The organism is Psychrobacillus vulpis (assembly GCF_006861825.1).
Lineage (GTDB): Bacteria > Bacillota > Bacilli > Bacillales_A > Planococcaceae > Psychrobacillus > Psychrobacillus vulpis.
Map to the genome: position 1 here is coordinate 294,179 of NZ_VDGI01000001.1, position 14,088 is coordinate 308,266.

Genomic DNA, 14,088 nt, shown 5'->3' on the forward strand with positions numbered 1-14,088 from the left:
TCATGAACATCACAGTAGTAGGAAGCACAAATATGGACCTTGTATACCTGGTTCCGCATATTGTAAAAGCAGGGGAAACCTTGCACAGTACAAAACATGAATTGTTTTTTGGCGGTAAAGGCGCAAATCAAGCTGTAACTGCAGGCCAATTAGGAGCGGATGTTTTCTTCATAGGAAATGTTGGAAAAGATGATTACGGCGAAAAAATAAAGCGAAATTTGCAAGAAAAAGGAGTCAAGATTTCGGCAGTACAAGAAGTTGGTATGACAGGCCAAGCAATTATCCAATTGGCAGATTCAGGTGAAAACTCCATAGTTCTTTTTCCAGGTGCGAATTTTCTTGTCACTCAAGAACAAATTGAAGCAAATAAAGAAAGGATAGAAACAAGTGATGTCCTTCTTTTACAATTGGAAATCCCAATGCCAGCAGTCGATGCTGCTGCCAATATTGCTGCGAAAAAAAATGTACATATTATTTTAAATCCAGCACCTGCGCAACAAATAAGTGATTCATTATTGAGTAAAGTATCGATATTAACACCAAATGAGACAGAATTAGAAGTCCTAACTGGGGTAAAAACAAAAAACGAAGAAGATCTGTTTCAAGCGTGTTCCTTACTACTTCAAAAAGGAGTAGGAGCAGTAGTAGTTACATTAGGTGAAAAAGGTTCCTACTATTTGAATCACAATGAACGAGGACATGTACAAGCAAATCAAGTGGAAGTTAAAGATACGACTGGTGCAGGCGATGCATTTAATGGAGCTTTAGCAGTAGGTTTATGTAACGGTCTTTCTTTGCGTAATAGCATTTTGTATGCATCTAAAGTAGCTGAATACGTTGTCACTCAAATGGGAGCACAACCTACTATTCCCTCTTCTTTTCGTGTAAATAAATGATGAAATCCATCATTTATTTACTTTTCCTTAGTTTGCTGTGGGGTTCTGCATTCTTATGGACGAAAGAGCTATTAAGTTATTTTGAGCCCCCTACCATTGTATTTTTCCGATGTTTGTTTGGATTAGTTGCTCTGTTACCTTTTGTTTTGTTGAAAAAAAATCGTTTAAAAGTCAAAATACGACCATTTCTTCTCCTTGTTTTGGCTTTAGGAGCTGCAATTCCATGGAACATTATGGCCTTTTCTCTACAGGGTCTTGATACAAGTTTAAGTGGAATATTAAATGCCACTACCCCATTGTTTGCTTTAATATTTTCCATTTTTATTCTGAAAACAAAACCTGCTTGGAATCAGACTACAAGTTTACTAATTGGATTTGTAGCTGTAACAGTCTTGATGATTTTCTCTGGCAAAGCTGCTGGTATTCAATTCTCTATATTTCATGCACTACTCATGTTCGCGGTTACGATGTCATACGCTCTAAATTCCATTTGGATAAAAAAATATTATACAAATATACCAGCTGTATTATTAGGTTTTTTGACACTACTAATCTCAGCTGTTATTAATGGAGTAATAAGTATTTTTATGGAGCCACAAGCTTATGCTCACTTAGGAACATGGGATACTATTATACCCCTTCTCATATTAGGGTGCCTAAGTTCAGGATTAGGAAATGTTATTTTTTATCATATCGTTTCTAGTGGAGGCCCCCTCCTTGCGTTAATGGTTACGTTTATTGTTCCTTTTATTACAATAGCGTTAGGCATTTTCTTTTTACAAGAACCATTCCATTTGGGGATTGCAATAGGGCTACCATTAATGATCATTAGTTTAATTCTAATGAATTTACATGCTATTAAAAAAAGTATTAATCATTAATACAAAAATCCAGCTATCATCTTTTAGATAGCTGGATTTTTTATATTAATTTTTCTTTTTATCGCCGTCTTCTTTATCTTCGCTTGTAACTTCTTCTACTATATCTTTTGTGGAGTTTTTGAATTCTTTTAATGTTTGTCCAACTGCTTTGCCTAACTGAGGTAGTTTGGATGGTCCAAAAACGATTAGTGCAATTACTAGAATAATTATTAACCCTGGTAAACCGATGTTTGGCATAGTATTTCCTCCTTTAAGTTGTTTATATAATAATCAAAAAGAAAAAAGTTATAGTTGTTTTGTATCAACTACACATTAAACCTTCTAAGTTAATTTGTAAATAAAAGTATCATTAAAATTATTTTCAGAAAAAAAATACAATAACAAATTCGAGGGAAATGTGTACATTTCAAAAAAAAATGTGTACATCTTATGAAAGTTAGGAGTAAAATATAAAACAGTTGTTTTGTATTAATATATTTCTATAATAAAAAAATCAAAAAGTTAATAGCTCTAAAAGGAAAGGAGAACAAAAGTGACACAATATAACATAGAAGAATTAAAAATGTTTAATCAAGTATTCCTTGCTTTATTTCTGGTAGCGGATTTTGCATTATACCTATTTTTCAATAATGCTGTATTTCCGTGGTTTGCATTATTAGGCTCTGGTATTGGCCTAGCAATTATCGTTCTTTGCTGGACAGGGAAAAAACATACGTACTTTATCGCCACTTTATTGGTATGTACTGCGGTGTTTTCTCTAGTCTATAACTGGCATACTATTGTTCACTAATTAGCATATTTTTTTTACTCATTATTTACTTAGATAAACATTTTTTTTGAAGAATTCTATCAATTTATTTAGGAGGTTCTATTATGTCAGAACAAGAAAAAAAAGCTCCATTTTTAGATAAACGTTCATCTCGACGCACATTTATCAAAAACTCTGGACTAACAGTCGGAGGGGTTGTTTTAGGTGGTGCACTTGGAACTCTTTTAGGAAAAGATTCTACAACAAAAACTACAGAAGCACATGTCCACTCAGAAACAACTACTACAAACTTCAACCAAGCGCTTATGTATTTTGACAAAGCACAATTCGATACAATTGATGCTGCATCTGAACAGATTTTCCCAAAAACTGAAGTGGGACCAGGAGCAAAAGAGTTACTTGTTGCTTATTTTATCGATCATCAGCTTGCTGGGAACTGGGGTCTTAATACAAAAGAATACATGGCTGGACCGTTTTATCCAGCAGAAGCAACACCTCTATTTGGCCATCAAACTCATCTAAACAGACAGCAAATTTTTGAATTAGGAATTGAGGGCTTAAACTCAGAAGCTTTAAAACAATATAAAGCAAAATTCCATGAAATTAAAGAAGAAGAACAGGTTGCTATTTTAAAAGCGTTTGAAGCAGGAGAAGTAAACTTAAATGGTGCTGTAACTTCAAGTTACTTTTTTGCATTACTAAAAAGTGCAACTATTGAGGGCGTTTATGCGGATCCACTATACGGTGGGAATAAAGATATGCAAGGTTGGAAAATGAAAAATTTCCCAGGTCACCAAATGAGTTATGCAAATATCATTGAAAAAGATGAATTTGTAAAAATCGAACCAACTAGCTTAAATTCACAACATAAACATTAATCGAAAGGGAGCTAATTAGATATGGCTAAAAAATTACCAAAAACAGATATAGTATTGGCAGGTGTTGGCTGGACAGGTGGTATTATCGCTGCCGAACTTACTAGAAAAGGTTACAAAGTAGTAGGCTTAGAACGTGGAAAAGAGAGAAAAACGGAAGATTATCTAATGGTTCATGATGAGCTTAGATACCAACAAAGAAACGAAATGATGCAAGATCTTTCAAAAGAAACATTGACAGTACGTCATGACCGTTCTCAAAGAGCATTACCTTATCGTCAGCACGGTTCGTTTTTAATCGGTGATGGTGTAGGTGGTTCTGGAGAACACTGGAATGGTTTAACATATCGCTTTTTCCCGTACGATTTTGAAATTTACACAAAAACTGTAGAACGTTATGGAAAAGATAAAATTCCAGCAGATATGCCCCTTCAAGATTGGGGGATTACTTATAATGAATTAGTACCATATTTTGAAAAGTTCGAAACAATGGCTGGTATTTCGGGTGAAACTAATCCTCATCCAGACGTTCCAGAGGTTAAGTATCCTACCGCTCCTCTAAAAGAAACACCCTCTATGAAAATGTTTAGAGAAGCTTCTAAAAACTTAGGTTACCATCCTTACACAGCTCCGGCTGCTACACTTTCTGAAAGCTATACAAACCCGGATGGTATCTCACGTGGTGCTTGTCAATATTGTGGTTTCTGTGAGCGTTTTGGTTGTGAATATGGTGCAAAGGCATCTCCAGTAGTAACAGTTTTACCAGTCGCAAAAGAAACTGGAAACTTTGAAGTTAGAACACATTCAGTTGTTCGTAAAGTTCTACATACGAACGGAAAAGCTACTGGTGTTTTGTATGTTGATACACGCACTGGAGAAGAATTTATCCAAGAAGCAGACGTTGTAGTTGTATCTGCATATGCACTTAATAACATTAGAATATTATTAAACTCTCAACTAGGTCGTCCATATAACCCGGAATCTGGAACAGGAGTAATCGGAAAAAACTATGCTTACCAAATGACATCAGCAGCATCAACTGGTTTCTTTAAAGATAAAGAATTCAATCTGTATGCAGGGACAGGTTCACTTGCAGGAGTTATTGACGATTTTAATGGCGACAATTTCGATCACTCTGATTTGAATTTTATCCATGGTGGTAACATTGCACTTGGTCATTACGGAAAACGCCCTATTTCAAACAATTCTGTTCCTAAAGGAACACCAGGTTGGGGTAAAGAGTTTAAAGATGAATCCATTTATTGGGCTAATAGAAGCTTATCAGTTGGTTCTCAAGGTTCCGTTATGCCAAATAAAGAAAACTATATTGATTTAGATCCAACATACAAAGATCAATTTGGTGATCCATTATTGCGTATGACATTTAACTATAAAGAAAATGAAAGAAATCAACAAAAATATATAAGAGAAATAACAACTAAGATTCTTGAAGAAATGGGAGCAGATATCATTAATTCCCCAGGAGATCAAGGAGATTGGGATACAACAAAATATCAAACTACTCATAACACTGGCGGAGTTATTATGGGTGCAGATCCTAATACAAGCGCATTAAATAACTACCTTCAAATGTGGGATTGTGAAAATGTATTTGTTCCAGGTGCATCAGCTTTCCCACATAACTCTGGTATGAATCCTACAGGAACGGTTGGTGCTCTCGCTTACCGTGCTGCAGAAGGAATTGAAAAATATCTAAAAAATGGTGGTTCTTTAGTTTAATAAACTAAGTTTCATATTATCATCAAAAACATCTAATCATAGAATTAGCCAACAACAAAAAGCTACTAGTACTCACATATAAGTGAACTAGTAGCTTTTTAAATTTTGATGGATAAATCGTACAGTAAAGGAGTCTACTTATTAGTAAATTATAAAAACCATTTAATAAGAAAATATTAATATATTCCATTTTGAATTTTTCACAATATTGATGTAACTTGTGATAAAATGAATGATAAATTTATTTTCTTACGCGAGGAGTGCTTTTAATTGAATATCGAACCATCTAGAAAAATGTCTATATTTGAACCTGCTATTTTCGGTGATTTAAAAGCAGCCGCCGCGGCTAAAAAAGTAGAAGGTTTTGAACTGTACGATTTAAGTTTAGGTAGCCCTGATTTACCACCAGATGAAAAAATAAGAAAAGTTCTTTCTGAACAAAGTTTCTCAGCGAATTCATATGGCTATACGCTTAACGGTACAAAACGATTTTATGAAGCGGTAACAGATTATTATAAACGACGTACAAACGTTATCCTTGATCCTCATACAGAAGTTATTCAAACAATGGGATCTCAAGAAGGACTTGTCCATCTCCCTCTTGCATTTTGTAACGAAGGAGATATTGTGTTAACAACCAATCCTGGATATGTGGCTTATGATGCTGGTATAAAACTGGCTGGAGCAGTTCCTTATTATATGAATTTATTAGAAGAGAACAATTATTTGCCTGATTTAGATGCGATTCCAGAAGAAGTTGCTTATAAAGCAAAGTTAATGATATTAAACTTACCAGGAAATCCTGTTCCAGCAATGCCTGATGCAGCGTTTTTTGAAAAGGTCGTTGCGTTTGCAAATACATATAATGTCATTATTCTTCACGATGCTGCTTATTCTGAGTTTTACTTTACTGGCGATACTCCAAGTAGTTTCTTAACTACACCTGGAGCAAAGGAAGTCGGAATGGAGATTAATTCATTATCTAAAAGCTTTAGCCTAGCTGGTACACGAATTGCATATATTGTTGGAAATGCTGAAATGATTAGCATCATGAAGCAACTTAAATCTAATTTAGACTTTGGTATTTTTGAGCCAATTCAAGAAGCTGGAATTGCTGCTTTGAATAATGCAGAGGAAATTACTGATCGTTTACGCAAAATCTTTGCAGAACGTCATAAAGTATTGATGCAAGGCTTAACCGATTTAGGTTGGACAGTAACACCTTCTAGTGGTGGAATGTTTGTATGGGCCAAATATCCATATGATATGGACGATAAAGAATTTGCTTTTGAAGTAATAAACCAAACTGGGGTTGTTATGGTACCTGGAACTGTATTTGGATCAGAAGGTGCCGGTTACGTTCGAGTGGCTCTTGTACAAGATGTGGAAACATTGAAAAAAGCAGTCGAACAATTAAAATCGTTAAAGATAGAAACTTGCGCTACCCTAGTAAATAATTAAATGATGAACAATAGCAATCTACTAAACCATTACAGTGAAAATATTTGAGGACAGGCGACAGGGATATTCCTTTGCGATGAGCTCGCCACGAAGTCTTGAAGTATAAAAACTTATCAATAAGCAAAAAAAGATCAAGGGAAGTTAAACGTATAATACGTTTAGCTTTCACTTGATCTTTCTTTTACGTCAATAGGGTGTACGAGTGCAAACTTTTCCCATCGTCTACTTTTCCATCTAAAATACATAATGGTCGCTCGTGTCCATTCATCTGCTGTAATTGCTAACCAAATCCCTGGAAGACCTAAATCTAATACAAATACTAAAAAGTACCCTAGTGGTAAACTCATCATCACCATGGACAGAGCTCCCATGGCAACCGGAAATTTAGCATCTCCTGCAGCTCGTAATGAATTAATAATGACAATATTCATTGTACGACCAGTTTCTAATAACAGGCTTAAAACTAATACTGATGCTCCGATTTTAATAACTTGTTCATTATCCGTAAATAACCCCATAAGCGGTATTCGGAATATCGTTACAATCGCAACCATCACCAAAGTAAATAATAAAGCCCATTTTACACTTGACCACACAGATCTGTATGCTTCCTCTTTTTCATTCGCTCCAACGAATCTACCTACAATAATTGCTGTTCCCATTCCAATTGCAATCGCAAATAAATACGTGAACATCGATATATTCACTGCATATTGTCTTGCAGCTAACGATTCTGCTCCTAAATAAGTTACATAATATAAGAATACAATTTGGCATCCTTGGTATAAAATTTGTTCAAATGCGGAAGGAAGTCCAATCTGTAATATCTTACGTATATACTCTTTTGAAATAGTGAAGTAGTATTGTACTTTCACACGGTACTCCATTACCTGATAAAGCAACCAAAAGAAAACAATAAGCGCAACAAATCGACTGACAACTGACGAAATTGCCGCACCTTGCACTCCTAACTCCGGAAAACCAAACTTCCCAAATATTAATACATAGTTCCCAATAACATGGATGATATTCATGCCTAACGAAACAAACATTGTCTGCTTTGTAAATCCATGCACTCGAATAATTGCTGCTAATGCATTAATGACAGCTTGTAGGAAAATAGCTCCACCGACAATAGACAAATATCGATGAGCATGTACGAGTACATCTCCTTGCAAATTCATTGCAGTCATCATACTTTTGGAAAATAATAAGAACCCAATGCTTAAAAGAATTCCAACTCCTAAGTTCAATGTTACAGCTAACCCAGAAATCTTGGAAGCCTCCATGTATCGCTTAGACCCTAGATACTGAGAAACGACTATAGCGGCTCCGTTTCCGACTACCTCTAATATTAATATTGCTATATGAATATACTGGTTTGCTGCTCCTACCCCAGAAACTGCATCATCTGAAAGGCTACTTAGCATAAACGTATCTGCAATTCCCATTAACATAAATAAAAACACTTCTAAAAAAATTGGCCAAGTTAAGTGAAATAAATTCAACTTCTCTCCAAGGCCATTCTTCGCACCAATTGTTGCCATATGTATTCCTTCTTTTTCGATTCAATTTTTACATAAATTGAATCTTACCACAATTGAGGATATGGTGCTAGAAAATATAAATAGAGAGTTACAACATCCTTTATATACTAAATACCGCACCTTACAATTGACGAATCATCTAAGAAATGCGCAAGCGCCCTCTAAGAGCATCTTCTCTTCATCTTTTTTTGCGTGCTTTGGACAGTATGTCGGCCATCTTATTACCGGATAAGCTTTAAGAGGGACGGCAAGTGGCAAGCCGAAGTGAGGGCACTAAAAAAGTCCCTATAATTCGACTTTGCCAGATGGGGTTGTCCAATAGTCCAATTAATAAGAAAATCGTTGAAATGGCTCCCTTTCCGCGGTCGTTACCTCAGCCTCCTCGCTACGCTGGAGGGCACTGAAAAACTCGAATTAGTATTTTTGTAGGAACAATTTGCTGTATTTATTTAAGAGAATTTAGAGCGAAGGAGGAGGCTTGTCGCTCGCCCGCGGAAAGCGAATGCCAAAGCGTCAAATTCTCGTAGCGGCTATTTGATAGATAATCTAATTTATTGGAATGACACTCTTTCAACGCCCTTACAAGTTTTTACTAATCCTAGTAAAAGTACTATAAACACTGGGTTTATAGTACATTAATTTTATATACTTTCTTATCTTTAAAAAAACACGTTAGACTACAAATACCGTAGTCTAACGTGCCATAATATGTTTAATCTTCTATACCCACATGTTGATAAATATATTCTTTCAATGGATCTGCAGAAATGTCTATCTCATTAATAAGCAGGCTGTCTTTCACATAAGCTAATTTATTTCCTTCAATTGCATACGATTGAATGTTCAATATGTTATCAATATAAAGAATTCCTTCATTTGTAATCCTTCGCTTATTATCTTCTTGTGCTCTGCTTATTAATCCTTCACGCTCAAGTTCATATAATACTTCTTTATGTCCATTCTGTATACTATCTATTACACCTTCTAACTCTTTCATTGATTCCTCTGAGTCCTCCTCGAAGTTATAAACATAATAGGCAAGTAATATTTGCTCTTTTATTGTTAGTCTCCCCATTTGTCCTCCTCCTTTATCTAACCCTTAGTAATCATTATTCCTTTCTACGTCTATTTTCAAACTTCTACCACCGATTTAGTATTTGGTTTAATTAATGTGTAAATAATTCCACCAAATATGAATAAAATTCCGATTGTTTGTAAAATAGAGGGACGGAAATCTAAAAGAATTGTATCGAGTAAGATTGCAACAACAGGATCGACAAAAACTAATACAGATATGATAACCGTTGATAACTTTCGAAGACTATCAAAAAATAAATAATAGACAAATCCGGTATGTATCAAGCCAGTACCTAATATATAAAGCCAATTTGCTTCGTTTAAACTGTGAAAAACGCTGAAGTTCATAAAAGGAAATAGAATAAGAATACCAATGGTAGTCTGAATAAACGTCATTGCATAAGCACTAAGCCCATTAATTCCTTTCCCGAGTAACACAGTCATTGCATAGCAAACAGCCGATAGTAAAGCCCATATAAATCCAGAACCGATAAAATCCGTTACCGAGGTGAAGTTTTGAATACCAATTATGAATATACTCCCGAGAAAACAGATAATAATTGCTAGCAGTGAAGTTAACGTCATCCTTTCTTTTAAGAATAAACTACCTAATATTAAAACGAATATTGGCGCTAAATTATATATCGTGATAGCTACCGTAATGGACATTTCCTCAAATGCTTTGAATAAAAACACCCAGTTTAACACCAAAAAAACACCGCATAGCATTGTTTGTAAAACTTCTTTTTTCTGCCAAGCTTCCACTTTGTACTGCCCAGAGATGAACCAACACAAACTTAGAAATAATGTGGCACAAATACATCGTACAAACACTAATTCAGTTGCTGGAATGCCTGTCTTACCTGTGAAGAATCCGATGGAACCGAAAATAGCCATTGATAACGTCATTTTCATCATTGCTGCTCCATTCATAGTAATCACCCTTTCTACTTACTGTAAAAAATTTTAAACATATATATATTATGTTAAATTTATCACTCTAATCTGTATATTTGCAATACAAAAAAAGATGACCTTTTGGAAAGCCATCTTTTTTGCACATATCCTATAGAAAACTATTTACAGGCATAATGACGGAATTATATTCGAAATTATGCCCTTATTTTCTTCTACAAATAAATTATTATTTCTTTAGAAGCTGATGTTCTTTTGCTTTTAATACAGCTTCCATTCTCGATTCTACACCTAATTTTGAAAAAATTTTCGTCAAATGATGCTCTATTGTTCGCTGACTCATGCATAGGAGTATTGCAATTTCTTTATTAGTTGAACCTTTATCTACTTCTTTTAAAACAGCTTGCTCTTTATCGGTTAATCGAACATTTACTAATGGGAAATTCAACTTTGCCTTAGGTACATCTATTCTTCTAAGTTGGCGAAGTAGAGATACTGGCAAAACAACTTCTTCTCTTAGCGCACAACGAATAGCTGTAACAATTTGTTCTCTCGATGCAGTTTTACTTAAAAAGCCCGAAACATTCGACTCCACTAACAGATTATAATGGAGGTCAATATCAAATCCTGTATATATTAAAATAATTGAAGCCGGTTCTTTTTCCCTGATCATCTTCAACAATTCCAACCCATTTAATTCAGGCATATAAATATCCAATAAATACACGTCATAGCTCTTTTGCTTCAAGTGGCTCATAACTGCTAAACTATTTGTAATGACCGTCACATTCATATCTTTTTCCTGATTAATAAGTGCTTTTGTTCCTTCACTTACAGAAGGGTGATCATCAACTATCAGCAACTCAATCATTTTGTTCCTCCTCCCCTTTAACTTCTATTGTAACTTTCACTCCTTGACCTATTTTTGATACAATGTCCATGTTACCTCCAATACTTCTAATGCGTTCTTTTATACCCAAAAGCCCCATCGAAGTAAAAGAGTATCCCTCACTATTTATATCAAATCCAACTCCATTATCTTCATATTGCAATACAAACAATTCATTTATTGAGCTAAGGCTTAGGTGTACCTCCGTTGCATTTGAATGTTTCATTGCATTATTAAGCAACTCTTGAAAAACTCGATAGAAAATAAGTTCATACTCCTTATTCATATGAATTTTATTTTCTAAAGAAACATATAGAAGAAAGTTACACCGTAGTTTTGTTTGTCGGATTAATTGATGTAATGATTCCAACAAACCTCTCTCACTTAAGAGAGGGGGACGTAATTCCATACACGTTTCTCGAATAAGATGGACATTATCTAATATTTGTTCCTTTAGCTCACCTAATTTATCGATTATTAGAGTGTCTGATGCCATTTCACTTATGCTGTCTGTTTCCCTTAAAAGCTGAAGCTGTTCTTGTAATATTGAGTCATGAAGATCATTTGACAGATTTGCTCTTTCTTTCTCAGATATAGCAAATAATAATTTTGATAACCATATAGGGTGTTGGCTTGTTTCTTGTACTTTTAATTTGCTAATTTGGTCTACTAATCCTTCTATTAATTTCATATTTTCTACTACAACACTAGAAAAGTATGCCATCATTTCAATCCATATTTTCTCTTCTATGTTCAAATTAGTACCATTTTTTTTCTCATCACACAATATGATTTGTTTAACGCCTACTTCGCTGCCAACAACTATTCCAAAACCTCTTGAAAAATATGTAATTGATCCATTATCTTGATATTCCCATAATATTTTTTTAATTTCGTTCGGATCAATAAAAATCTCTGAAGTAGCTTTACCTATAGTCCACTTTTTTGTCGACTCTATCTGCATCATTTCTAAAAAAATCGCTTTTTTTACCATTAAGGTATCTTCCAATTCCTTCAAGATACGATTTATAACATCTTGTACTTTGTTTTCACCTCTTGTTTTATGAAAGAACGTATACAAGTTCGTTTGTAAATCCCCCCTTGAAGAGAACATATATTTTCTATTTTTATAATCTATCCACTCTTTTGCATACAGAAAGATAATACTTCCTACAAATAGCATTATAAAAATAAAACCTAATTGGATATTAGAAAAATCATTATCGAAACTCAACCCAAAGATTACACTTAATATTAAAGAAAATGGAAAAGCTAGTAATGTATAATACTTAAGCCTACCAATCATGTAATCTATATCAAACAGTCTTTCGGCTAATTGTAGATAGATAAAACTAATAGGGATAAGGAGTAAGAACATGACGGCAATTTCAGCATTCATCAAATAATGTTGCAATAATATTGTTGGGATTGCATACAACAGAGTAAACGGACTCAATGCAATGATAAATATGAAACCTAGCATTTTGATAGCCTGATTTCCAGGTTTATCTTTATTTTTCGAGTAGTTTTTTATAAGTAATACGATGATAAAAATAAGTAAAAAAGTAAAGATGCCTAATTCAATCATTGATAGCTTTTGGTTTGGAACTATAAGAGTAACTGCGTACTCAATAAGTATTATTAGCAACAGACTATACAATTTCCATAAGTTTTTTTGTTTTATAAATGTAAAGTTGAAACGTTTTAAAAACACATTTAAAAAACGAATATATAAAAGAAGACATCCTGCAAACGTTAGCGCATTGACCAGCCTAGCTAATACATCTCCACGACTCGAAGCTGCAGCACTGCCGTACGCTAAAGCAATACATAATAAAAACTGAATTAATATAAATGCGGAAGCGTCCGTTTTTTGTTTTCGATATATATAAATAGCTACATATACTGTCAAAAGCATATATGCAAAAGGAAAGATCACGTGAGAGAAAAGCTGCTGAATTTCCGACTCGTAGCTGACTTCAAATTCTTTCCTGTTTCCATCTGCATCCAAAAAAACAAGACTCTTGGCATTTCTTATCAAATGCTCCCCCATAACTTGTCTATTTTCGAAAGGATCTAATCCATTCACTTTTAGAAGGATATCACCTGAACTAATTTCCTGATGATACGCCCACCCATTATCCAATATTTCATCTACTACCAAATGTCCTTCATCCTCTATGACACTTAAAGCAACAATTGGAGACTGCACGGAAATATAGGAAGCGTAGAAAGTAAATAATATAACTATTACAATTGGAATCATTATTTTTTTATCTAAAAATTTCATTTTACCAACCATCTTTTATATTTTTTCAAAACATCCAGTTCAATAATTTTCAGAGTTGTCCGTACTATTTAAATATACTTATAAAATAGATCTATCTGCCATACTTTCTTTCCTGTTAATAACTCATATTTATCTGGATTTAAACTTAAATACTTTAATGGGTCTTTGAATTATGCACCTATAAACAACGCACATTGACTAATTCCTATAAAGAATGCACCGTTTTGAATAGGTGAATCTTCTTCTATTTCTAATTGCACTAAAAATCCTTCGCTTAAATCTGCTTTCCAACGAGCAATTTCTTTGTCGTTGTAGATAAATCTTGACCATCCTTCCAATTCCTTATCTAACTTGATTTGCATGTTTCCATCTGTAATTAGAAGATCTGGAATAAGTTCTTTCCATTTATCATATGTAACCATGTATTTTCGATGCTCCGCATAGTCGGTTGCTTCATAATAGACTCTACCTTTTTGGGAAACTTTCTTACAAGTGAAAATAATTTGGCCATGTGTGTCATAAACGTTATATTGCAAAAAATAACGATAGTCCATTAACTTATCAAAAAATCTTTTTAACTTATTCGAGTAGTACCTTTGGAATTTATATGCTTCTATACCTTCGTTATTATATACAGATATAAGCGATGTTGTTTCAATTGCAAGTGGTTGCGTGTATAAATACTTGTTCATGACTAGTTCTCCTTTACAACTACGACTAAAATTTACAAACTACAAAATCGTTCCAC

13 protein-coding genes are annotated in these 14,088 nt (G+C 34.1%); 6 read left to right on the plus strand and 7 right to left on the minus strand.

The features are described from left to right. Nucleotides 1-2: 2 nt before the first annotated feature. The gene (gene rbsK, locus FG384_RS01470) at nt 3-896 is read left to right on the plus strand and encodes a ribokinase (protein ID WP_142640777.1); all 894 of its coding nucleotides are present in this window, start codon (nt 3-5) and stop codon (nt 894-896) included. Further along, nucleotides 893-1,777, plus strand: a complete 885-nt coding sequence (locus FG384_RS01475; RefSeq protein WP_142640778.1) for a DMT family transporter — start codon at nt 893-895, stop codon at nt 1,775-1,777. The genes rbsK and FG384_RS01475 overlap by 4 nt, the downstream gene beginning before the upstream one ends. 45 nt (nt 1,778-1,822) lie before the next feature. Here the strand turns inward: FG384_RS01475 and tatA are convergent, their stop codons facing one another. Then, nucleotides 1,823-2,014: a twin-arginine translocase TatA/TatE family subunit gene (gene tatA / locus FG384_RS01480; RefSeq protein WP_142640779.1), complete on the minus strand. Its 192-nt coding sequence runs from the start codon at nt 2,012-2,014 to the stop codon at nt 1,823-1,825. A gap of 295 nt (nt 2,015-2,309) precedes the next feature. Between tatA and FG384_RS01485 the strand changes: the two genes are divergently transcribed. The 4 genes from FG384_RS01485 (at nt 2,310) to FG384_RS01500 (ending at nt 6,622) form a co-directional block, all read left to right on the plus strand. After that, the gene (locus FG384_RS01485) at nt 2,310-2,567 is read left to right on the plus strand and encodes a hypothetical protein (protein WP_142640780.1); all 258 of its coding nucleotides are present in this window, start codon (nt 2,310-2,312) and stop codon (nt 2,565-2,567) included. Nucleotides 2,568-2,650: 83 nt separating this feature from the next. Continuing rightward, the gene (locus FG384_RS01490; protein WP_142640781.1) at nt 2,651-3,424 is read left to right on the plus strand and encodes a gluconate 2-dehydrogenase subunit 3 family protein; all 774 of its coding nucleotides are present in this window, start codon (nt 2,651-2,653) and stop codon (nt 3,422-3,424) included. 21 nt (nt 3,425-3,445) lie between these two features. After that, nucleotides 3,446-5,161 (plus strand): GMC family oxidoreductase, encoded by a 1,716-nt coding sequence (locus FG384_RS01495; RefSeq protein ID WP_142640782.1) that lies wholly within the window; start codon nt 3,446-3,448, stop codon nt 5,159-5,161. A 270-nt stretch (nt 5,162-5,431) separates the two neighbouring features. Then, complete coding sequence (locus FG384_RS01500; RefSeq protein ID WP_142640783.1) at nt 5,432-6,622, plus strand: aminotransferase class I/II-fold pyridoxal phosphate-dependent enzyme; 1,191 nt, start codon at nt 5,432-5,434, stop codon at nt 6,620-6,622. Between the two features lie 158 nt (nt 6,623-6,780). On the opposite strand, the gene FG384_RS01505 is transcribed toward FG384_RS01500, so the two are convergent. The 6 genes from FG384_RS01505 to FG384_RS01530 all read right to left on the minus strand — a co-directional run bounded on the left by FG384_RS01505 (nt 6,781) and on the right by FG384_RS01530 (nt 14,032). Further along, nucleotides 6,781-8,169, minus strand: a complete 1,389-nt coding sequence (locus FG384_RS01505) for an MATE family efflux transporter (protein ID WP_142640784.1) — start codon at nt 8,167-8,169, stop codon at nt 6,781-6,783. A gap of 712 nt (nt 8,170-8,881) precedes the next feature. After that, the gene (locus FG384_RS01510) at nt 8,882-9,244 is read right to left on the minus strand and encodes a hypothetical protein (RefSeq protein WP_142640785.1); all 363 of its coding nucleotides are present in this window, start codon (nt 9,242-9,244) and stop codon (nt 8,882-8,884) included. 56 nt (nt 9,245-9,300) lie between these two features. Continuing rightward, nucleotides 9,301-10,179 carry a DMT family transporter gene (locus FG384_RS01515; RefSeq protein WP_142640786.1) on the minus strand — a complete coding sequence of 293 codons (879 nt, stop codon included), beginning with the start codon at nt 10,177-10,179 and terminating at the stop codon, nt 9,301-9,303. 211 nt (nt 10,180-10,390) lie between these two features. After that, a complete protein-coding gene (locus FG384_RS01520; protein ID WP_142640787.1) occupies nt 10,391-11,032 on the minus strand; it encodes a response regulator transcription factor in 642 nt (213 codons plus the stop codon). Then, nucleotides 11,025-13,340, minus strand: a complete 2,316-nt coding sequence (locus FG384_RS01525; RefSeq protein WP_166462345.1) for a sensor histidine kinase — start codon at nt 13,338-13,340, stop codon at nt 11,025-11,027. Before FG384_RS01525 ends, FG384_RS01520 begins: the two co-directional genes overlap by 8 nt. A 170-nt stretch (nt 13,341-13,510) precedes the next feature. After that, on the minus strand, nt 13,511-14,032 hold the full coding sequence (locus FG384_RS01530) for a tubby C-terminal domain-like protein (RefSeq protein ID WP_142640789.1): 522 nt from the start codon (nt 14,030-14,032) through the stop codon (nt 13,511-13,513). Between the last annotated feature and the right edge of the window lie 56 nt (nt 14,033-14,088).